Raw genomic sequence first — 21,109 nt, 5'->3', positions numbered from 1 at the left:
TCATCTCGGCAGGATGATCAATCGACCACAGACCAGACTACCGCAGATCTGTCGATCACCGTTCAATCGACCATCGTTCAGTCGACCACACCGCAGGCGACGCGCGAGCCGCCACCGCCCAGCTTGGGCGTATCGGTGTAGTTGTCACCGCCGGAGTGGATCATCAGCGCATGGCCGCTGAGATCGCTTTCCTTGAGGCGCGGTGCCAGCACCGGCAGCGAGATCTTGCCATCGGCATCGACGCTCAGCGCCGGAAGGTCACCGAGGTGGCCATCACCGTAGGGGCCCTGGTGGGTGCCGGTCTCTTCTGGATCGAAGTGGCTACCTGCCGCGGCCGCGGCGACGGTCTTGCCCTCCTTCTCGGCCGGCTCGCAGCTGGCATTGGCATGCAGGTGGAAGCCGTGGATGCCGCTCTCGAGCCCCTCGATCTTCGGCGTCAGCAGCAGACCATCATCGGTATCCTCGGCCATGACACTGCCGACGGACTCACCGACGCCATCACTGCTGACGCGATGCATTTCCACCTCGGTGGCGGCCTGGGCGACACCGCCGAACAACCAGGCGCCGAGCGCCACCGTCGCGGCGGTCTTGAGGGGCTTTCTGGACGAGGTCGTAAAGGATGCCGTGTGCTGTGTCTCGTGATTCATGAGCAATCTCTCCATCACTGAGGCCGGCGTCACTGCCGACGCCTTGAGTGGCTTGCGGGCCGCTGTCACTAGCGGCTACCCGTCAGACCTCAGGGCGAGCGACGTCACATTCAATGCCGCTCTTCCAATTACTTGTCGCGCACACCCGGCACGCGTGACTCAACGAGAAGAGATACCCAGATTTTCCAGCACCTTGAGACACGGCTCGGCCTGATTGAGGGTATAGAAGTGCAGGCCCGGCGCGCCGCCATCCAGCAGACGCTGACTCATGCGCGAGATCACCTCGGTGCCGAAGGCCTGGAGGCTCTCGCTATCATCGCCATAGCTCTCGAGCTGCCGGCGAAGCCAGCGCGGGATGTCCGCCCCGCAGGAATCGGAGAAACGCGCCAGCCGGGTGTAGTTGGTGATCGGCATGATCCCCGGGATGATCGGCTGCTGGATGCCGGCGGCACGCGCGCGCTCCACGAAATGGAAGTAGGCATCGGCATTGAAGAAGTACTGGGTGATGGCGATATCGGCGCCGGCCTGCATCTTGCGCGCGAAGTTCTCGAGATCGCTGTGGTAGTTGTCGGCCTGTGGATGGCACTCCGGATAGGCTGCCACCGCGATCTCGAAGTGATCGCCGGTCTCCTCGCGCACGAACTCGACCAGCTCGTTGGCGTAACGCAGCTCGCTGCGCGAGCCCATCCCGGAGGGCAGGTCCCCGCGCAACGCCACCAGGCGCTTGACGCCCTGCTCACGATATTGCGCCAGGATCTCGCGCAGCTCACCGCGGTCACTGCCGACACACGACAGGTGCGGCGCGGTGCAGATTCCGCTGGCGCTGACCGACTGCACGGTGTTGAAGGTGCGCTCACGCGTAGAGCCGCCCGCGCCATAGGTGACGGAGAAGAACTCCGGCTCCAGCGCCGCCAGCTGATCGCGAACCCCCTTGAGCTTTTCACGCCCGGCCTCGGTATTCGGCGGAAAGAATTCGAAGCTGATCCCTGACGGATGTTCGCTTGCACTCATGGGGCGGCCCTCGTGGTCGTCGTGTCCGGCATTGATGTCGTTATCGCCGCACACTTCGCGGTGTGCGTGCAGCAATACACGTCCGGCGCGTCACGCCACCGCCCCTGTACTGCATGTCGAGCATTCTGACCGCCGCCGCCGACCCCGGCCAATGAAAGGTTTTCGCCTCAACTTCAATACCATTCATATAAGAAAGTGCGTGTTTATAACCATTGCCGACAGTGGCGTCCTGCCCCTCAGTCCTGCCCCCTCACCCCGCGCGCAACCACGCGATCCGCAGCCGGATCAAGGAAAGACGCAATGCGCGACATTCATGAGATGACGCTGACAGGGGCCACACGGCATGATGAGCCAAAAGGACAATGACGCTTCACAAGGAACCGTGATGGACCACATCGATCTGCAGCAACCGCTCTGGATGCTGATCACCTTCGTCGCCCTCGGCGCCCTCTGCGCGCGCCGCCTCGCGATCGACCCGCGCCCCATCGCCACCTTGCTGATCTACGTGATCGCGCCGCTGACCTTCTTCCGCGGGCTGGTGCTCGGCGAGCCATCGCTGAGTGATCTGGGCCTGACGCTGGGACTGTTCTCGCTGGCCAGCAGCATCTGCCTGCTGGTGCGCCCGCTGGCCGCGAAGTTCTTCCCGCCGCAGGAAGCCGCCCTGCTCGCCTTCTCCTCCGGCACCGGCAATACCGGCTACTTCGGCCTGCCGGTCGCGATGCTGTTGCTGCCGCCGGAAGGCGTGACCCAGTACCTGTTCTGCCTGCTCGGCATCACGCTGTATGAGTTCACGCTGGGTTTCTACGTCAGTGCGCGCGGGCAGTTCTCGATGCGCCAGAGTCTGGTCAAGATCGTACGTCTGCCGCTGATCTACGCCTTTCTGGCCGCTCTGCTGGTGGGGACCCTGGGGCTCGAGGTACCGGGGGCGGTGATGGAGGGACTCGACTACTTCAAGTACAGCTACACGGTGCTGGGCATGATGATCATCGGCATGACGCTGGGCGGTGTCAGCCTGCGCGAGATCGACCCGCGCTTCATTCTCGCGGCAACCGGCCTGCGCTTCGTGATGTGGCCGCTGCTGAGTCTGGGCAGCGTGATGCTGCTGGGCAGCCTGTTCGCCCTCGACCCGGTGCTGGCGCAGGTGTTGCTGCTGCTGGGCGTGGTGCCGATGGCCGCCAATGTGGTCGTGCTGGCCATCGAACTGAATATCCAGCCGGCCAAGGGCGCGATCGCGGTGATGCTGACCACCCTGGCGGCGCCGCTGATCATCCCGCTGTATCTGTCATGGATGCTGGCGATCAGCGGCCTGGGGTGAGGCTCAGGCGCCAGCCATCTCGGGCGTGACGGCATCGGGCGGCGCGGCCGGCGCCGGACGCGGCATCAGATGGCGCGGCGCCGTCTCGAGGATCTGACCCTGCCAGTCGATCAGGTGCAGCGCGCCTTCGGCATCTTCCGCCAGCGCGGTGCAGTGCTCGACCCAGTCGCCGTCGTTGCAATAGAGCACGCCTTCCTCGACCCGGAAGCCCGCCTGGTGGATATGCCCCCCGACATAGCCATCCAGCCCTTCGAGACGCGCCTGGCGCATGGCGGCTTCCTCGAACTGGGCCACATAGCGCTGGGCGGTGCCGCTACGACGCTTGAGCGCACTAGCCAGCGACCAGTACGGCAGCCCGAACATGCCACGCGCGCGGTTGCACCAGCGATTGAGCGACAGGATGAAGCCGTGCATGCCATCTCCCAACTTGAGCAGCCACGGCGCGATGCGCACATGGGTGTCGAATTCATCGCCATGGGAAACCAGCAGACGACGACCGCTACCGGTGGTATGGATCGCGCGCCGCTCGATGCTCACGTTGTGCAGCTTCAGGCCGCACAGGCGACGGAAGGCGGCATCATGATTGCCGGGAATGTAGATGACCTTACAGCCACTGCGCGCCAGACGCAGCACCCGCGCCACCAGCGCCTGCTGGTCCTTGTCGAGCACCGCACGCTTGCGCATCGCCAGCAGGTCGACGATATCGCCGACCAGATACAGCCGTTCGGGGCGCACGCGACGCAGCAGCTTCGCAAGCAGCGCCGCCTGGCAGTCCGGGGTTCCCAGATGCACATCGGAGATGAACAGCGTGCGAACCTGACCGAGAGCGTCGGGAGCAGGCGGCATTTCAGCACGGGGAGCCGATTGCGGAGCGGTCATGTCAGTCACCTCTGGGTTGCCAGGCGGAATCGACAGGCGAGGCCCAGATGGCCCCTGTCGTTTCCCAGCAAGACTGAGGGGAGGCGATGACATACCCGTAACAGCGACATGAAAAAGCGATGACAGCCATTGCCATCAATCACTTGCAGCATGAATGAAGGGAAGATCGCGGGCTTTCTCACGCCTGGGGATCGTTGGCGCCCGCCATGGCCCGACGCCGAGCGCGCTTCTGACGATACATGCGGTCGTCCGCGATATGGATCAGATCATCGACATCCACATCGCCCTGCAATACCGGGTCGTGGGTGACGCGCCCGATGCTCACCTCAACCGGGAAGGGGATTTGCTGCTCCAGGCGTTGCTCCTGAAGATGGCGCATCAGCTGGGTCGTCGCCTGCTGGCTGGCCATATCACAGGCTCCGGGCATCACGACCAGGAATTCATCGCCGCCCAGGCGGCATGCCAGCCCGTCTTCACCGGCCGCCTGGGCGACACTCCGGGCCACCAGCTGGATCAGGCGATCCCCCTCGGCGTGCCCGAAGCTGTCGTTGACGTGCTTCAGGCGATCGACATCCACGAACAGGATCGACATGCATTGCCGGGTGCTCGTGCTCTCGGCCAGCATCCGCTCGAGAAAATCAAAGCCGAAACGGCGATTGGGCAGCCCCGTCAGCAGATCATGATTGGCGCGGTATTCCAGCTCGTTCTGCTGGGTGAGCAACCGTTGATTCATGTCGTGCAATTCGAGATTGCGCGCCTCCAGCGTGCGCTGCAGCCGGATGGTGCGATGGAAGGTCGAGGCTCGGGCGTGCGCCAGTGCCGGCGCAATGAAGAGGGTCCCCAGGATGTAGGCACCACCCGCACCGGCCAATGTCGTCAACGACAAGGGACTCAGCCACATATAGATGGGCACATAACACAGTATCAGCGGCAGGCTGCTGGCCAGCTGGTAGCGCCAGCCCCACACCAGCCAGGCAGGCATGGCGATCAGCATGCAGGTCGAGAAACTCAGGTTCCACAACGTCAGCGTCAGCGCATCCGGGATCAGCGCGGCACCGAAGCAGAAGAACAGATTGGCGGGTATCGCTCCGGCCAGCAGGATTCTGTCCGCGTACGCGTCGCCGCGGCGTAGCTGGAGGATGCACAGCAGGCAGCAGAGGAAGATGATCAGCCGCCCCGCCCACAACGCCTGCCAGGCAGACGGCACCTGGAAATAGTCAAACAGCAGGAAGCAGGCGAAGCACGCCATGGCGAACATGATGAAGGTATTGTTGATTCGCGTGCGATAGTGCTGCGCTTCGATATCCGAACCGTCCCTGCCCGGCAATATCAGATGTTCATGAAGCGGCATGTTCCATCCTCGACACTCGGTAGCATCAGCCAATGTTACACCGCGCGCAGAGCACACCTCACTGGAATAAAGAGTTGATCAGTAAACGCAAGATTACCGTCTGCCTGATAGAACAATGTGCTGCGTCATCTGGCCGGCCGGGCGGAACAAGGGCAAAGAGGTGTCGGCAACACGAATATGCCGGCAACACGAATGTGCCGGCAACACGAACGAAAGCGCCCTGCTGTCGTCATCCATCTCGATGGCGACAGCAGGGCGCTGAAGGTAAAGCCAAGGCCAAGGCAATACCAGGTCACGGCCAGGTCATGGCCTGAGCGTCATGACATCTTCTGGCGCACCCCGGCCGGCACATAGATGCGTGCAGAGGCGGCATCTCCCAGCCAGTACCCCGAGAAGATGCCATAAAGCCCTGCCGCCATCAGACCGCCGATGAACAGCGTGAAGTGGGTGATGTCGCCCAGCGGCAGGAAGCTGATGATCAGCGTCACCGCCGAGGAGACCAGCAGCGCCTTGACCGCCGCGACGTTGACGCCCTTCTCGAAGAAGTACTCGCCTTCCGCGCTGTCGGTGAACAGCGCCTTGGTGTTGATGCCGCCCTTGTTGACCAGATAGTGGTCAAACAGGATCACGCCATACACCGGGCCGATGGCTGCGGCGAGGATGCCCACGGTGTACTGGATGATCTCCGGGTTGTTGAACAGATTCCACGGCGTGATGAAGATGGAGCCGACGGCGGCGAGCATGCCGCCCATGCGCCAGCTGATGCGTGACGGTGCCACATTGGAGAAGTCGAACGCCGGGGACACGAAGTTGGCCACGATGTTGATGCCGATGGTCGCCAGCACCAGGGTCAGGATGCCCAGCGCTGCCGCGACGCCATTGTCGATGCGGGCGACGGTCTCCATCGGGTCATGCAGCATCTCGCCGAAGATGGGCTGCGTACCGGATACCACCACCACGGTGATGACGGCAAACAGCAGGAAGTTGACCGGCAGGCCCCAGAAATTGCCGCGCTTCACATCCCCGGGGGTAGCGCAGTAGCGCGAGAAGTCACCGAAGTTGAGCGTCGGCCCCGCGAAGTAGCCCGCCACCAGAGCCGCGGCGATCACCATCTGCCACAGGGCGTCGCTGCCCGAGAGCGTCTTGCTGCCCAGCGTGAAGCTGATGTTGTCCCAGCCGGCCTGCCAGACGATCCAGCCCGCCAGCGCGAACATCACCACATAGACGGCTGGCCCGGCGAAATCGATGAAGCGCCGCACCGCATTCATGCCCCACCAGAACACCAGCGCCTGCAGCACCCACATGAACAGGAAGCAGTACCAGCCCAGCTGCGAGAGCCCGAACAGCTGGGTCTCGGTCAGCCCTTCCAGCGACGGCACGTAGCGCAGCAGCACCAGCATCAAGGCATGCGCCGCCAGATATGTCTGGATGCCGTACCACACCACCGCGATCAGCCCGCGGATGATCGCCGGAATGTTGGCACCATAGATGCCGAAGGATTGACGGCAGACCACCGGGAAGGGCACCCCCGTCTGCTGGCTGGGCCGCGAGATCAGATTAGCGAACACCTGCACCACCAGAATGCCGACCAGCATCGAGACCAGAATCTGCCAGCTGGCCAACCCCAGGGTGAACAGACTGGCGGCAAAGACGTAGCCACCGACGCTGTGCACATCGGACATCCAGAACGAGAAGATGTTGTACCAGTTCCAGTTCTGCTCGCAGGGGGCGAGGTCCTCATTGATGAGCCGCTTGCTCGCGTTGCTCAGATCAGGGGGAGTCTGGGGTGTCATTGTTGTCTCCAGAGGGGCTTGTGGGCCATGGGCCAGTCACGAGGCGTCATGCCTCGCCATACCCTCCCCTTATCAACAAGCGTGCCAGTGAAACACTTGTTGCGGATTTTCAATCTCCAAGCGTTTTCCCCAAGGCCCGATCTGCGTGACACCCCTGCCAGCAACGTCATGTGCGTGGCAACTCCTGAGACATCAGGCACCATCAACTTCCGCGGTATTAGCCATATGCACCACAGCAGCGCACCGGCAATGAAACGAACGTTGCGCCAGCAGGTGTTACCGGGACTGGCACGGATGCTGCTCGTGTTTTGTGTGCTCCGCTCGCACGGCCCTGCATCCGGCGCGCGCCGTCACGCGAAAGTCCATCACGAGCCCCCCCATCATGAGAGAGCCCGCCATGTTGCGTCTCAAGGTCATCAATCCCAACACCAGCCAGGCGATGAGTCAGCAGATGGCGCACTCGCTGCAACGGCAGCTCGCCCGGGACGTCCACCTCGAGGTGCTGACTGCCGAGCATGGCGCCCCCAGCATCGAGACCGCCGTGGAGGAAGCCATGGCGGTGGTCGCGCTACTGGCGCTGATCGCCCGTGATCGTGAGGGCCTGCTGGAGACCCCGCCCGCCGATGGCTATCTGCTGGCCTGCTTCGGTGACCCCGGCCTCGAGGCCGCCCGTGAACTGAGCCCCGTGCCGGTGATCGGCATTGCCCAGGCCGCCATGCACATGGCCACGCTGGCGGCTCCCTCCTTTGCCATCGTCACCAGCATGACCAGCACGCTGCCGATGTCCGAGCAGCTGCTGGAGCGCTATGCGATGCGCCCTCTGTGCAAGGCGCTGCTGGCCTGTGACGTACCGGTACTCGCGCTGTCCGAGGCGCGCACTCCCCCCGCGCCATTGCTGGAGCGCTGTGAACACGCCAGAGCCAGCGGTGCCGGCAGCATCGTGCTGGGCTGCGCTGCGATGGGGCCGCTGCGTGATGCCATCGCGTCAGAGCTCGGCCTGCCGGTGGTCGACCCGCTGCTGGCGGGGCGCGACCTGCTGCTGACCCTGATGCGCCAGCCCGCTGTCGCTCGCGCGAAGCAAGCGGGTGAGGTGAAACCCCTCAGCGGTGTCTTTGCCCGGGGCCTGGCGGCCCTTTGACCCGCAGGCGAGCCGCCCTTGGCTGGCGCCTCGCGACCGAAACGAAAACGCCCCCTCACTGCTGCCAGTGAAGGGGCGTTTGCATTGGCCGACTCTGACTCAGTGCTTGTCGTTCGACTCTCCCGAGTGGCTGCGATCGCCGACCACCGCCGTCACCAGCTTGCCGATGCTCAGCCCCTGCACGAGGATCGAGAACAACACGATGATGTAGGTGGTGACCACCAGCGGCTCGCGGAAGTCGCCTTCGGGAATCGCCAGTGCCAGCGCCACCGAGATGCCGCCGCGCAGGCCACCCCAGGTGAGCACGCGCGTGGTGCCGGGGCGGAAGGTGTACCAGCGACGCAAGAGGCTCAGCGGAAGACCGATCAGCGCCAGGCGCGAGAGCAGGATCACCGCCACCAGCACCAGCGCGATGCCGATCGAGGTCAGCGTGATCGGCATCAGTACCAGTTCGAGGCCGATCAGCACGAACAGCACCGCGTTGAGAATCTCGTCGACCAACTCCCAGAAGCCGTCCAGATAGCGGCGAGTGTTGTCGGACATGGCGCCATCACGCGCCATGTTGCCGATGATCAGCCCCGCCACCACCATCGCGATGGGGCCCGAGGCGTGCAGCGCCGAGGCCAGCGCATAGCCGCCCAGTACCAGCGCCAGACTCAGCATCACCTCGACCTGATACTGGTCGATGCTGCGCATCAGCTGATAGACCAGCGCACCCAGCGCCAGCCCGAGCAGGATGCCGCCGCCGGCTTCCTCGAGGAACAAGAGCCCCATGTGGCCGAGCTCGACCTCACCGCTGCCGGCCGACGCCGCACTCAGCAGTGCGGTGAACAGCACCACCGCCACGCCATCATTGAACAGCGACTCGCCGACGATGCGGATCTCCATGTCGGCAGGCGCGCCGGCACTGCGCATGATGCCGAGCACGGCGATCGGGTCGGTGGGCGAGATCAGCGCACCGAACACCAGGCAATACAGGTAGGGCACCTCGATACCGGCCCACTGGAACAGCCACCAGGCGGCGGAGCCGATCACCAGCGTCGAGATCAGCACGCCCAGCGTGGCCAGCAGGCCGATGGAGCGCCGATAGGCCTTGAGGCGCGAGAGGTCCACGTGCAGCGCGCCGGCGAACAGCAAGAAGGACAGCATGCCGTCCATCAGCAGGCTGTTGAAGTTGATTCGGCCCAACCAGTCTTCCGCGGTATCGGCCACGACGGTGGTCACCGCGAAGTGATCGAGCCCGATCACGCCCAGCGACAGCACCAGGCCGATGGCCATCACGCCGATGGTCGGCGGCAGGCGCAGGACGCGATGATTGAACCACATGCACACGGCAGTGATGGTGATGAACAGTGCAGCGAGATTGAGCATCCGAAAACGGTCCTTTGCAGTGGCGCCGATACCCCTGATGGCATGACGTCCTTGTCATTCTTTCCAGTTCTTCTGTCGCGTGAGCGGCCGCGTGGCTGTCTGAACTGAGCGTGACTGTCCAGAGCGGCTCATGGCTACCAGAACGGAGCGCGGCTACCAGAGATCGCCGTGGCGTTCACGGTGGCAGAGATAGAGACGCAGCTCGAACTCACGTTGATGATACTCCGGCTGCATGTGACAGCAGAGCCGGTAGAACGCCTTGTCGTGGGCCTTCTCGCGCAGATGCGCCAGCTCATGCACCACGATCATGTTGAGCAGTGGCTCCGGCAGCCGACGGAACAGCGACGAGATACGGATCTCGTTCTTGGCCTTGAGCTTGTTGCCCTGCACCCGCGACACGAAGGTGTGCAGCCCCAGGGCATTGTCGATGACGTGAATCCGGTCGTCGTAGATCACCTTGCTGATCGGCGCCGAGCTGCGCAGATACTGATTCTTCAGCGCCATGGTGTAGTCATTCAGCGCCCGCGCACCCTGCAGCTGATGAGGCTCGGGATACTTGCCGAGAAAGAAGGCTGCCGTCTTGCCCGACGCCAGCAGTTCACTCGCCTGCTGTTGGATCTCGGGGGCGTAGCCCTTGAGATAGCGTAGATCAGCCACTGGGCATCTCTCCTGTTGCTGTCCGAAGGAGGGCCAGAGACAAGAAAACCCGCCGAGGCGGGTTTTCTTGTCATGGCGCCGAAAGCGAGGGGCGAGACGTCCGCCACCTGCCAGGCCTGTCGAGCTGGCGAATTTACAGGCCAGCGGCAGCCTTGAGGCCAGCGGCACGATCGGTCTTTTCCCACGGGAAGGCGGTGAAGGTTTCGGTCTTCTGCTCGCCGCTCACGTCGGTCCAGCTGTAGCTGTGCTCGAACGGCTCACGACCGAAGTGGCCGTAGGCAGCGGTCAGCTGATACATCGGGTGCGCCAGGTCCAGCATGGTAGTGATGGCGTACGGACGCAGGTCGAAGTGCTCGCGTACCAGCTCGACGATCTTGGCATCGCTGATCTTGCCGGTGCCGAAGGTGTTGATCGAGACGGAGGTCGGCTCGGCGACGCCGATGGCGTAGGAGACCTGGATCTCGCACTTGTCGGCCAGGCCGCTTGCGACGACGTTCTTGGCCACGTAGCGACCGGCATAGGCGGCGCTGCGGTCGACCTTGGACGGGTCCTTGCCGGAGAAGGCGCCACCACCGTGACGGGCCATGCCGCCGTAGGTGTCGACGATGATCTTGCGACCCGTCAGACCACAGTCACCCACCGGGCCACCGATGACGAAGTTGCCGGTCGGGTTGATGTGGTATTCGGTGGTCTCGGACAGCCACTCGGCCGGCAGCACCTGCTCGATGATCTCACGCTTGACCATCGCGCGCAGGTCTTCCTGGGACACTTCCGGGTCATGCTGGGTCGACAGCACGACGGCTTCGACGGCGACCGGCTTGCCGGCTTCGTCGTAGCGGAAGGTGACCTGGCTCTTCGCATCCGGGCGCAGCCACGGCAGCATGCCGTTCTTGCGCAGTTCCGCCTGACGCTCCACCAGACGGTGAGCGTAGTGGATCGGCGCCGGCATGAAGGAGTCGGTCTCGTTGGTGGCGTAGCCGAACATCAGGCCCTGATCGCCCGCGCCCTGATCTTCCGGCTTGGTGCGATCGACGCCCTGGGCGATATCGATGCTCTGCTTGCCGATCAGGTTGAGGACACCACAGGTCTCGCCGTCGAAGCCGACGTCGGAAGAGGTATAGCCGATATCGGTGATGACACGACGTACCAGCTCCTCGAGATCCACCCACGCGCTGGTGGAGATCTCACCGGCCACGATGGCAACGCCTGTCTTGACGAGCGTTTCGCACGCGACGCGTGCCTGCTTGTCGCGCGCGATGATGGCATCGAGCACGGCGTCGGAAATCTGGTCGGCAATCTTGTCCGGATGCCCTTCGGACACGGACTCGGATGTGAAGAGTGAGTATTCGCTCATTGGTCCTCGACCCTCTTTTCGGATGCGGGGATGATTCGGCCACTGACGGCAGACTGCGTTGACGACCGAGTAGAAACACGCTTGCGGCGCACGATGAAGCTCAACACGGGCGGTTGAGCCTCGGGGGGGCGAGTTTACACGCCACTTATGTGAGTTCCTAGCGCAATGGGGCGCGTGGAGCCGTCCAATCGAGACCTTTTTGCGACAAGCGCTGCACACAGGGTAATAAGCCGTTGCCACCTTTGGACGAGCGCACATCCCGGATGCGATTTGCCGCGCCCTGTCATCTCGGTGACAATACCCGCCCGGAGATCACGCTCGGACGCGAGTCCGCGCGTACAAGGTTCACGCGACGCACTGTCCTTTCCGGCGCACTGTTTCAGGCGCACAGTCCTGAAGGAGACCCAGGCAGCAGCATGCCCTGGCTCTCGGGATGCACTGAGCGTCCGGCGCAGCACGCCGTGATTCATTGCCCCACTCTTGACGCCCGCAGGCGAGGAGCTACTGCATGCCTTCCCGTTTTGACCTGGCCAACGCCATCCGTGCACTTTCCATGGACGCCGTTCAGAAGGCCAAGTCTGGCCACCCCGGCGCCCCCATGGGCATGGCCGACATCGCTGAAGTGCTCTGGAACGACCACCTCAAGCACAACCCGGCCAACCCGAACTGGGCCGATCGTGACCGCTTCGTGCTGTCCAACGGCCATGGCTCCATGCTGCTCTACTCCCTGTTGCACCTCTCGGGTTATCAGCTGAGCCTTGAAGACCTGCAGAACTTCCGCCAGCTGCACGCCAAGACCGCCGGTCACCCGGAATACGGCTACGCGCCGGGCATCGAGACCACCACCGGTCCGCTGGGTCAGGGTCTGGCCAATGCCGTCGGCATGGCGATCGCCGAGAAGACACTGGCGGCGCAGTTCAACCGTCCGGGTCACACCGTCGTCGACCACACCACCTGGTGCTTCCTGGGTGACGGTTGCATGATGGAAGGCATCTCCCACGAGGTCGGCTCGCTGGCCGGCACCCTGGGTCTGGGCAAGCTGATCGCCCTGTATGACGACAACGGCATCTCCATCGATGGCGAAGTCGAAGGCTGGTTCACCGATGACACCGCCAAGCGTTTCGAATCCTACGGCTGGCACGTCGTCTCCAACGTTGACGGCCACAAGCCGGAAGAGATCAACGCCGCCATCGCCCTGGCCAAGAGCCACGACGACAAGCCGAGCCTGATCATCTGCAAGACCGTGATCGGCTTCGGCTCCCCGAACAAGGAAGGCACCGAGTCCTGCCACGGCGCGCCGCTGGGTGACGACGAAGTCGCTGCCACCCGCGAGAAGCTGGGCTGGACCCACGCGCCCTTCCACGTTCCGGAAGACATCTATCAGGGCTGGGACGCCAGCGAGCGCGGCGCCAAGCTCGAGAGCGACTGGGATGCACGCTTCGCCCGTTACGCCGAAGCACACCCGGAACTGGCCGCCGAGTTCACCCGTCGCCTGGAAGGCAAGCTGCCGCACGCCCTGACCAGCGAGAAGATGATCGAGGATGCCCAGGCCGCCGGCGACAGCCCGGCCTCGCGCAAGGCGTCCTTCGAGTGCCTGAACCAGCTCGGCCCGCAGCTGCCGGAACTGCTCGGCGGCAGTGCCGACCTGGCCCCGTCCAACCTGACCTTCTGGAAGGGCGCCCAGGCGATCACCCGCGAAGACTTCAGCGGCAACTACCTGCACTACGGTGTGCGTGAGTTCGGCATGGGCGCGATCATGAACGGCGCCGGTCTGCACGGCGGCTTCATCCCGTACGGCGCGACCTTCCTGATCTTCATGGAATACATGCGCAACGCCGTTCGCATGGCCGCCCTGATGGGCCAGCAGGCCGTCTACGTCTTCACCCACGACTCCATCGGTCTGGGCGAAGATGGCCCGACGCACCAGCCGATCGAACAGCTGACCAGCCTGCGCACCACGCCGAACCTGTCCACCTGGCGTCCGGCGGATGCCGTGGAGACAGCGGCGGCATGGGATGCAGCCATCAAGCGTCACTCCGGCCCGACCGCGCTGATCCTGTCGCGTCAGAACCTGCCGCACCAGAACCGCGACAAGGCCCAGCTGGCCAACATCAGCCGTGGCGGATACGTGCTGAAGGACGCCGCCAACGGCCAGCCGGAAGTGATCCTGATCGCCACCGGCTCCGAAGTCGGCCTGGCGATGGATGCCGCTGCCGAGCTGGAAGCCGCCGGTCGCGCCGTGCGTGTCGTGTCCATGCCGGCCACCGACCTGTTCGATGCGCAGGACGCGGAATACCGTGAATCCGTGCTGCCGTCTTCCGTCACCGCGCGCGTGGCGATCGAAGCCGGTCATCGTGACTACTGGTTCAAGTATGTCGGCCTGAACGGCGACATCATCGGCATGGAGACCTTCGGGGAATCCGCGCCGGCTGGCGACCTGTTCAAGCACTTCGGCTTCACGGTCGAGAACGTGGTCGAACGCGCCAACAAGCTGCTGGGCTGATCACCGCCTGACCCACCCCGCCGATGACGGAGTGGGATGCAGATCGACGCCGCCGCCTCCCGCTGGGAGCGGCGGCGTTTTCGTCTGTGCGACACTCGAGGAGCCCTCAAGCGTCACCGGCTGTCGCCTGTAGTCGACGTGGCTCACACGAGTCGCGACTTGATGACACGATTCATCCTGCATGAGCGGTCATTCTCCGGCGATCATGCCCACGACAGACAGCGCAGACGGCGACTACACAACCCCTCCAGTTGGGTAGTGTGACTACGTGTCCTTAGACGAAAAAAACCAGAAATCAGGCGCTTGCGCGCCTTTCGCTCCCTCCGCCCAGCAAAGCGATGCGCTACCATGGACCCCCTGAAAAACACTCGGAACACGACATCCTTGAACCACCAGCCGCCTCTGCCCACCGCCGATGCTCCCCAGGGAGACAAGGCGTCCCGACGCCAGGGAAACGCTCCCTTGCGAGTGGCCATCAATGGCTACGGACGCATCGGTCAGTGTGTGCTGAGAGCGCTGGTAGAACGTGAAGCACGCGGTGAGGCACTGCCGCTGGAAGTGGTCGCGATCAACGAGCTGTCAGACCTGGACACCATCACCTATCTGACCCGCTACGACACCACCCACGGCCGCTTCCCCGGCACGGTGGAACAGCGCGACGGCCAGCTGGTCGTCAACGGCCATGCGATCAGCATCCTGTCCGAGGCCAATCCAGATTGCCTGCCCTGGCGGGCATTGGGGATTGACCTGGTGCTGGAGTGCTCCGGCAGCTTCAAGGACCGCGCCACCGCCGAGCGTCATCTGGCGGCAGGCGCCGGACGGCTGCTGTTCTCCCAGCCCGGCGATACCGACGCCGATGTCGATGCCACCATCGTGTGCGGCATCAACCAGTCGGCGCTGGCCCCCGCCGAGGCGGGGCAGGCAGGCAGCGGCATGCGCATCGTCTCGGCAGCGTCGTGCACCACCAATTGCCTGATTCCGATTCTGACGGTGCTGGAAGAGGCCTTCGGACTGGAGCGCGGCGTCACCACCACGGTGCACTCGGCGATGAACGACCAGCCGGTGATCGACGCCTACCACCAGACGGACCTGCGCCTGACGCGCTCGGCGATGAGTTCGATCGTGCCGGTGGACACCGGCCTGGCCAAGGGCATCAACCGCCTGATGCCGCACCTGGAAGGACGCTTCGAATGTCTGCACCTGCGCGTGCCGACCATCAACGTGTCCTGCATGGACATGTCCATCGAGGTGAAGCGTGACGTGAGCGCGGATGAGGTCAATGACCTGCTGCGCGAGGCCTGCGCACAACGCCTGCAGGGCCTGATGGGATTGAGCGAGGAGCCGACGGCTTCCATCGACTTCAACCACGATCCGCGCTCGGGTATCGTGGATGCGACCCAGACCCGTGTTGCCGGCGGCCGGCTGATCAAGATGCTGTGCTGGTTCGACAACGAATGGGGCTTTGCCAATCGCATGCTGGACGTCGCCACCCATTGGCACGCCTGCGAGATGACAACGCCTCTGGCGAGGGAAGCTCTCTCCACCGATTCACGACCAAGGAACCCGTCATGAACGTGCAAACGATGACCGCCCTCGACCTGTCCGGAAAGCGTGTGCTGATCCGCGAAGATCTCAACGTGCCGATCCGCGACGGTCAGGTGACCAGCGACGCGCGCATCCGTGCCAGCCTGCCGACCATCAAGGCGGCACGTGACGCCGGCGCACGCGTGATGCTGATGAGTCATCTGGGCCGCCCCACCGAGGGTGAGCCGGAAGACCAGTTCTCGCTGGCACCGGTCGCGGCACATCTGGGCGAGCTGCTGGGCAGCCCGGTGCGCCTGATCAACGACTACCTCGACACGGCACCGGATGTCGCCGAAGGCGAGGTCGTGCTGCTGGAGAACGTGCGCTTCAACAAGGGCGAGAAGAAGGACGAGGAATCCCTGTCCCGCGCCTACGCCGCGCTGTGCGATGTCTACGTGATGGATGCCTTCGGCACCGCGCACCGTGCCCAGGCCTCGACCCATGGCGTGGCACGCTTCGCACCGGACGCCTGCGCCGGCCCGCTGCTGGCCGCCGAGCTGGAAGCCCTCGAGAAGGCACTCGCCGCACCGCGTGCGCCGATGGTCGCCATCGTCGGTGGCTCCAAGGTCTCCACCAAGCTCGACGTGCTCAAGGCGCTGTCCGACAAGTGCCATCAGCTGATCGTCGGTGGCGGCATCGCCAACACCTTCATCGCGGCGGCCGGTTACAACGTCGGCAAGTCCCTCTACGAGGCTGACCTGCTCGATACCGCTCGCGCACTGATGGACAAGGTCGAGATTCCGCTGCCGACCGACGTCGTCGTCGCCACCGAGTTCTCCGACAAGGCCGAAGCCGTCGTGCGCGCCGTCGCCGACGTCCAGGACGACGAGATGATCCTGGATATCGGTCCGGAGACCGCCTCGCGCTTCGGTGCGCTGCTCAAGGACGCCGGCACCATTCTGTGGAACGGCCCGGTCGGCGTGTTCGAGATCGAACAGTTCGCCAACGGCACCGAGCAGCTGGCGATGGCCATCGCCGAGAGCGACGCCTTCTCCATCGCCGGCGGTGGCGACACCCTGGCGGCCATCGACAAGTACGACGTCGAGTCGCGCGTCTCCTACATTTCTACCGGTGGCGGCGCCTTCCTCGAATACGTGGAAGGCAAGGTACTGCCGGCCGTTGCGGCATTGGAAGCCGCAGCAAGCTGAACCCGCCTGTGTCCTCATTGGCGCAGGCTTAGAGTCACGGCCACAAGGTCGCTCCCCGTCAGCTGGCGGGGGGCACCCGACGCTTCTCCACTCGATTCCTCAAAAAGACAGGTGATGTCATGGCATTGATCAGCATGCGCCAGATGTTGGACCACGCAGCCGAGTACGGATACGGCATCCCGGCGTTCAACGTCAACAACCTCGAGCAGATGCGCGCCATCATGGAAGCCGCCGATCACACCGATTCTCCGGTGATCGTCCAGGCCTCCGCCGGCGCACGCAAATACGCGGGCGCGCCGTTCCTTCGCCACCTCATCCTGGCTGCGGTGGAAGAATTCCCGCATATCCCGGTGGTCATGCACCAGGATCACGGCACCTCGCCGGCAGTCTGCCAGCGCTCCATCCAGCTGGGCTTCAGCTCGGTGATGATGGACGGCTCGCTGGGCGAAGACGGCAAGACCCCGACCAGCTACGAATACAATGTCGATGTGACCCGCCGCACCGTCGAGATGGCCCACGCCTGTGGCGTGTCCGTCGAAGGCGAGCTGGGTTGCCTCGGCTCGTTGGAAACCGGCATGGCCGGTGAAGAAGACGGCATCGGTGCCGAAGGCAAGCTGGACCACGACCAGATGCTGACCGACCCGGAAGAAGCCGCCGACTTCGTCAAGAAGACCCACGTCGATGCCCTGGCCATCGCCATCGGCACCTCCCACGGCGCCTACAAGTTCACCAAGCCGCCGACGGGTGACACCCTGTCCATCCAGCGCATCAAGGAAATCCACGCCCGCATCCCCGAGACTCACCTGGTGATGCACGGCTCTTCCTCCGTGCCGCAGGACTGGCTGGAAATCATCAACGAATACGGCGGCAAGATTCCGGAAACCTACGGCGTGCCGGTCGACGAGATCGTCGAAGGCATCAAGCACGGCGTGCGCAAGATCAACGTCGACACCGATCTGCGTCTGGCCTCTACCGGTTCCATCCGTCGCTTCATGGCGCAGAACCCGTCTGAATTCGACCCGCGCAAGTACCTGAAGGAATCCGTGAAGGCGATGCGCGACATCTGCATCGCCCGCTACGAAGCCTTCGGTGCCGCCGGTCATGGCAGCAAGATCGACCCGATCAACCTCGAAGCGATGTTCGAGCGTTACAACCGTGGCGAGCTGGACCCGAAGATCAACTGATCGGGCGGCACCCGCCAAGGTCTCCCTGCCAGCCTGCCCGCACGCGAGCAGGCTGGCAGGGAATGAAGAGAAAGGCGGCCCTTCGGGGTCGCCTTTTTTATGCGCCTCAGGGTGCCAGCCTCTCGCGCACGCAGGTATCCTTTCGAGATTCCGTTTGGCATTGATCATTCATCACCGTATCGCAGGAGACATCATGGCCTCGCTCAAGGATCAACTGTCCGGGCTTGTCTATTCCACCGAACATGGCGCAACCTGCCCTGAGTGTCGGCGTGCCGAAGCCGAGTGCGAATGTGCCGACCTCGCCGAGCGTGAACGCCTGGCAAGCCTCGATGGCGTGGTGCGTATCCGTCGCGAGACCAGCGGTCGCAAGGGCAAGGGCGTGACCACCGTGAGCGGGATTCCGCTCGCCGAGAAGGAACTCAAGGCGCTGGCCAAGACTCTCAAGCAGCGGTGCGGCACTGGCGGCAGCCTCAAGGATGGCATCGTGGAGATCCAGGGCGATCACCGCGAGACGCTCAAGGCTGAACTCACGCGGATGGGCTATACCGTCAAGCTGGCCGGTGGCTGAACGCCTGCTGCGCGCACCTTTGCCTTCCATCTCGCTGCACAAGGGATTTCCATGATGAACTTCATCACGCCACGCCGGCCTTCGGCTCGCACGCTATCGCTCTCTGGCCTGCTGCTGGCCACGCTCGGGCTGGGTGGCTGCATGACCGGCCCGGACTTCACGCAGCTGGAGGCGCGCGTGGTGCCGCAGCAGGCCTTCACGGCACCGCCGGGTGCGATGCTGGAGGTGCGCCTGGTGGATGTCTCCCGCGCCGATGCCGAGGCCGGGCTGATTGCCAGTACCCGCTATGGCGGCCTGCGTGAAGGGCCTTTCCCGGTCAGCCTGCAGTACGATCGCAACGCCATCGAGGAAGGCCATCGCTATGCGCTGCAAGCCGATGTGCGCAGCGAGGGTCGCCTGTATTGGATCAATGACAGCGCGGTGCCGGTACTGGGTGACGCCAGCACCTCGCAGGGCGAGGTCGAGATCCCGCTCACGCCGCTGCCGCGTGCGCTGGGCCACTGATGGCGCGCTCGCCCGGCCCGATCAGTACGTTCGACTTGACCAGTACGCTCGACTTGACCAGTAGGCCCGTCTCTCACCGATAGGACACCCCAATGGATTGGCTGGAATACCTGTTACCTGTCTTCTTCCTTACCCCTCTGGGTGCCATCGCGCTGGTGGTGCTGGGCATGCGCGGTCTGCATGAGCGGCGCATCCAGTCGCCGCTGACCCGCCGCCAGCTGCGTGAACCGGGCCAGAGCCTGCGTGATCGTCTCGACGAGGCCTTCCAGGCGCTGTTTCTCGACGGGGCGCTCGGGCCGCTCATCACCTTGAGTCCGCTGGTCTACGGCATGGGGCGCATGGTATTCGGTGAAGAGCAGAACTGGCTGGAATGGGCCGCCTACGGTCTGGCCTGTGCGCTGCTGGTGCTGGTATTCGCGCTGCGCCTGACGCGACACTTCCAGCGCATCCGCAAGCTCAAGCTGGGGCTGGCCTGCGAGCTGTCCATCGGTCAGGAACTCGACCAGCTGATCCGCCCGGAACAGCTGACCAGCATGGTCTATCACGACGTGCCGGCCGATGGCTTCCATATCGATCATCTGGTGGTCACCCCCGCCGGCGCCTACGCCATTCGCACCAAGGCGCGCTCGCGGCCGCTGGATGCGCTGGGCGCACTCAAGGATGAGGTCAAGCTCAAGGATGGTCGCCTGTACTTCCCGGGCTATCGCGAGCGCAAACCACTGCGCGAGACACGTACCGCACGCGACTGGACAGCCGCCTGGCTGAAGCGTGAATGCGGTGTCGACGTGCCGGTGCAGGGGCTGCTGGCGCTGCCGGGCTGGCAGATCGTGCGCGAGGGGACCCAGCGCGAGAATGACCCCGAGGTCGTCAATGGCGAGGGCCTGGCCGAGTGGCTGAGCACCCATTGCATGGCCCCCGAAGAGGGTTGCCCGACCCTGGATGACGCCCTCAAGCAGCGCATCAACGAGGCGATTCTCGACCGCGTTCAGGCCGAGCGCCTCGCCACCAACTGATCCTCCGCCATGCTCCGGCCCCTCGGAGCATGGCCGCGCCAGACAAAGGCTTGCCAAGGCGCCCCGCCCGGCGTTAAATACGCGCCGGCCCAGCCTTGGCAACCTTATCGCGCTATCGCAATGATGGCGCTCTTGGCGACATATCCCGCATGAAACTCATCACCTTCGACGCTTTTCGTACCCTCGGCATTCCCGGTGTTCGTTATATCAAGCCGGAGCGCATGCTGGATCACCTCGACGAGATCCGCGCCGCCGATATCCTGCTGTTCCCCGAATACTGGCAGATCACCACCCTGGTCTACGGCCTCGGCAAACGCATCTTCCCCAGCCTGCCCAGCTACGCGATCGGCCACGACAAGGTCGAGCAGACACGCGTCTTTCAGGCCATCTGCCCGGACAATGTGCCACCGACCGAGATTCGCGGCGCCAGCCGTCAGGCAATCGACGATATCGAGGCGCGCTTCGGCTACCCGCTGATCGTCAAGGAAGTCAAAAGCTCGATGGGCGTCGGCGTGAAGCTGATCCAGTCGCGTGGCGAACTGGAAGCGCATGCGGCGGAGCATCCGGTGCTGTATGCCCAGCCGCGCCTGGAGATCGACCGCGACCTGCGCATCGTGGTGGTGGGTGGCGAAGTCATCACCGCCTACTGGCGCGTCACGCCGCTGGGCGGCTATCGCTCCAATGTCAGTCAGGGCGGCGAGACGGCCTACGACAATATCCCGGCGCCCGCCATCGCCCTGGCCCTGCACCTGGCCGAGGCATTGAGTGTCGATCATGCCGGCTTCGATATCGCGATGGTCGATGGCCATCCGCTCGTGTTCGAGTTCAACCGCCTGTTCGGCAATCAGGGCATCCCGGACAGCTCGCGGCGCATCGGTGCCGCCATCCTCCGCCATCTGGCGCTCGACAGCAGCGACAACGACCCGACGCCACCGCTACTGACGCCGCGCCGGGTGCGCCGCGCGACACTCGAGGAAACCGGCTGACGCCTTGCGGGCGTACGCCCTTGCCTGCCCTGAACGACAAGACGCCGCCCAATGGGCGGCGTCTTGTCGTCTGACACTGGCCGTTCAACCGGCCAGGCGGTTC

18 protein-coding genes are annotated in these 21,109 nt (G+C 64.1%); 10 read left to right on the top strand and 8 right to left on the bottom strand.

The window, feature by feature from the left end; translation table 11 throughout:
• Positions 1–77: 77 nt before the first annotated feature.
• On the bottom strand, positions 78–647 hold the full coding sequence (gene sodC / locus QD280_RS08585) for a superoxide dismutase [Cu-Zn] SodC (protein ID WP_279838925.1): 570 nt from the start codon (positions 645–647) through the stop codon (positions 78–80).
• A 159-nt stretch (positions 648–806) separates the two neighbouring features.
• On the bottom strand, positions 807–1,658 hold the full coding sequence (metF, locus tag QD280_RS08580) for a methylenetetrahydrofolate reductase [NAD(P)H] (RefSeq protein ID WP_153636696.1): 852 nt from the start codon (positions 1,656–1,658) through the stop codon (positions 807–809).
• A 385-nt stretch (positions 1,659–2,043) separates the two neighbouring features.
• Between metF and QD280_RS08575 the strand changes: the two genes are divergently transcribed.
• On the top strand, positions 2,044–2,973 hold the full coding sequence (locus QD280_RS08575; RefSeq protein ID WP_054556323.1) for an AEC family transporter: 930 nt from the start codon (positions 2,044–2,046) through the stop codon (positions 2,971–2,973).
• A 3-nt stretch (positions 2,974–2,976) separates the two neighbouring features.
• Here the strand turns inward: QD280_RS08575 and QD280_RS08570 are convergent, their stop codons facing one another.
• From QD280_RS08570 to QD280_RS08560, 3 genes are all read right to left on the bottom strand, one after another.
• Complete coding sequence (locus tag QD280_RS08570; protein WP_279838923.1) at positions 2,977–3,852, bottom strand: UDP-2,3-diacylglucosamine diphosphatase; 876 nt, start codon at positions 3,850–3,852, stop codon at positions 2,977–2,979.
• A gap of 178 nt (positions 3,853–4,030) precedes the next feature.
• Positions 4,031–5,203 carry a GGDEF domain-containing protein gene (locus QD280_RS08565; RefSeq protein WP_279838922.1) on the bottom strand — a complete coding sequence of 391 codons (1,173 nt, stop codon included), beginning with the start codon at positions 5,201–5,203 and terminating at the stop codon, positions 4,031–4,033.
• Positions 5,204–5,520: 317 nt separating this feature from the next.
• Entirely contained in the window at positions 5,521–6,996 is a 1,476-nt protein-coding gene (locus QD280_RS08560) for an NCS1 family nucleobase:cation symporter-1 (protein ID WP_131431037.1), read from the bottom strand.
• Between the two features lie 382 nt (positions 6,997–7,378).
• Here QD280_RS08560 and QD280_RS08555 point away from each other — a divergent pair, with 382 nt between their 5' ends.
• Positions 7,379–8,134, top strand: a complete 756-nt coding sequence (locus QD280_RS08555) for an aspartate/glutamate racemase family protein (RefSeq protein WP_279838921.1) — start codon at positions 7,379–7,381, stop codon at positions 8,132–8,134.
• Between the two features lie 99 nt (positions 8,135–8,233).
• Here the strand turns inward: QD280_RS08555 and QD280_RS08550 are convergent, their stop codons facing one another.
• The 3 genes from QD280_RS08550 to metK form a co-directional block, all read right to left on the bottom strand.
• A complete protein-coding gene (locus tag QD280_RS08550) occupies positions 8,234–9,505 on the bottom strand; it encodes a sodium:proton antiporter (RefSeq protein ID WP_279838919.1) in 1,272 nt (423 codons plus the stop codon).
• Positions 9,506–9,658: 153 nt separating this feature from the next.
• Entirely contained in the window at positions 9,659–10,162 is a 504-nt protein-coding gene (locus tag QD280_RS08545; protein ID WP_279838917.1) for a M48 family metallopeptidase, read from the bottom strand.
• A gap of 133 nt (positions 10,163–10,295) precedes the next feature.
• Complete coding sequence (metK, locus tag QD280_RS08540) at positions 10,296–11,516, bottom strand: methionine adenosyltransferase (protein WP_043335733.1); 1,221 nt, start codon at positions 11,514–11,516, stop codon at positions 10,296–10,298.
• A 508-nt stretch (positions 11,517–12,024) separates the two neighbouring features.
• Between metK and tkt the strand changes: the two genes are divergently transcribed.
• The 8 genes from tkt (at position 12,025) to QD280_RS08500 (ending at position 21,006) form a co-directional block, all read left to right on the top strand.
• A complete protein-coding gene (gene tkt / locus QD280_RS08535) occupies positions 12,025–14,019 on the top strand; it encodes a transketolase (RefSeq protein WP_043335737.1) in 1,995 nt (664 codons plus the stop codon).
• Positions 14,020–14,481: 462 nt separating this feature from the next.
• The gene (locus tag QD280_RS08530) at positions 14,482–15,591 is read left to right on the top strand and encodes a glyceraldehyde 3-phosphate dehydrogenase NAD-binding domain-containing protein (RefSeq protein ID WP_225996594.1); all 1,110 of its coding nucleotides are present in this window, start codon (positions 14,482–14,484) and stop codon (positions 15,589–15,591) included.
• A complete protein-coding gene (locus tag QD280_RS08525) occupies positions 15,588–16,751 on the top strand; it encodes a phosphoglycerate kinase (RefSeq protein WP_043335739.1) in 1,164 nt (387 codons plus the stop codon). The genes QD280_RS08530 and QD280_RS08525 overlap by 4 nt, the downstream gene beginning before the upstream one ends.
• A gap of 119 nt (positions 16,752–16,870) precedes the next feature.
• Positions 16,871–17,935, top strand: a complete 1,065-nt coding sequence (gene fba, locus QD280_RS08520) for a class II fructose-bisphosphate aldolase (protein ID WP_043335741.1) — start codon at positions 16,871–16,873, stop codon at positions 17,933–17,935.
• 193 nt (positions 17,936–18,128) lie between these two features.
• A complete protein-coding gene (locus QD280_RS08515; RefSeq protein WP_043335744.1) occupies positions 18,129–18,503 on the top strand; it encodes a translation initiation factor Sui1 in 375 nt (124 codons plus the stop codon).
• Between the two features lie 51 nt (positions 18,504–18,554).
• Entirely contained in the window at positions 18,555–19,007 is a 453-nt protein-coding gene (locus QD280_RS08510; protein WP_279838915.1) for a YbaY family lipoprotein, read from the top strand.
• 92 nt (positions 19,008–19,099) lie between these two features.
• Complete coding sequence (locus tag QD280_RS08505) at positions 19,100–20,020, top strand: nuclease-related domain-containing protein (RefSeq protein ID WP_107335811.1); 921 nt, start codon at positions 19,100–19,102, stop codon at positions 20,018–20,020.
• A gap of 149 nt (positions 20,021–20,169) precedes the next feature.
• Positions 20,170–21,006 (top strand): hypothetical protein, encoded by an 837-nt coding sequence (locus tag QD280_RS08500; RefSeq protein WP_107335810.1) that lies wholly within the window; start codon positions 20,170–20,172, stop codon positions 21,004–21,006.
• Positions 21,007–21,109 lie beyond the last annotated feature (103 nt).

It is taken from the genome of Cobetia sp. 1AS1 (genome assembly GCF_029846435.1).
Lineage (GTDB): Bacteria > Pseudomonadota > Gammaproteobacteria > Pseudomonadales > Halomonadaceae > Cobetia > Cobetia amphilecti.
Note: the sequence above shows the minus strand (reverse complement) of the source record. Positions and strands in the feature narration are given on the sequence as shown.

Bases quoted from the DNA above. Each gene is read 5' to 3' on its own strand.
- QD280_RS08510 (WP_279838915.1), top strand. From the start codon at position 18,555: ATGATGAACTTCATCACGCCACGCCGGCCTTCGGCTCGCACGCTATCG.
- QD280_RS08500 (WP_107335810.1), top strand. From the start codon at position 20,170: ATGAAACTCATCACCTTCGACGCTTTTCGTACCCTCGGCATTCCCGGT.
- QD280_RS08525 (WP_043335739.1), top strand. From the start codon at position 15,588: ATGAACGTGCAAACGATGACCGCCCTCGACCTGTCCGGAAAGCGTGTG.
- fba (WP_043335741.1), top strand. From the start codon at position 16,871: ATGGCATTGATCAGCATGCGCCAGATGTTGGACCACGCAGCCGAGTAC.
- QD280_RS08560 (WP_131431037.1), bottom strand. From the start codon at position 6,996: ATGACACCCCAGACTCCCCCTGATCTGAGCAACGCGAGCAAGCGGCTC.
- QD280_RS08555 (WP_279838921.1), top strand. From the start codon at position 7,379: ATGAGAGAGCCCGCCATGTTGCGTCTCAAGGTCATCAATCCCAACACC.
- QD280_RS08570 (WP_279838923.1), bottom strand. From the start codon at position 3,852: ATGACCGCTCCGCAATCGGCTCCCCGTGCTGAAATGCCGCCTGCTCCC.
- QD280_RS08515 (WP_043335744.1), top strand. From the start codon at position 18,129: ATGGCCTCGCTCAAGGATCAACTGTCCGGGCTTGTCTATTCCACCGAA.
- metF (WP_153636696.1), bottom strand. From the start codon at position 1,658: ATGAGTGCAAGCGAACATCCGTCAGGGATCAGCTTCGAATTCTTTCCG.
- tkt (WP_043335737.1), top strand. From the start codon at position 12,025: ATGCCTTCCCGTTTTGACCTGGCCAACGCCATCCGTGCACTTTCCATG.
- QD280_RS08505 (WP_107335811.1), top strand. From the start codon at position 19,100: ATGGATTGGCTGGAATACCTGTTACCTGTCTTCTTCCTTACCCCTCTG.
- QD280_RS08575 (WP_054556323.1), top strand. From the start codon at position 2,044: ATGGACCACATCGATCTGCAGCAACCGCTCTGGATGCTGATCACCTTC.
- sodC (WP_279838925.1), bottom strand. From the start codon at position 647: ATGAATCACGAGACACAGCACACGGCATCCTTTACGACCTCGTCCAGA.
- metK (WP_043335733.1), bottom strand. From the start codon at position 11,516: ATGAGCGAATACTCACTCTTCACATCCGAGTCCGTGTCCGAAGGGCAT.
- QD280_RS08550 (WP_279838919.1), bottom strand. From the start codon at position 9,505: ATGCTCAATCTCGCTGCACTGTTCATCACCATCACTGCCGTGTGCATG.
- QD280_RS08565 (WP_279838922.1), bottom strand. From the start codon at position 5,203: ATGCCGCTTCATGAACATCTGATATTGCCGGGCAGGGACGGTTCGGAT.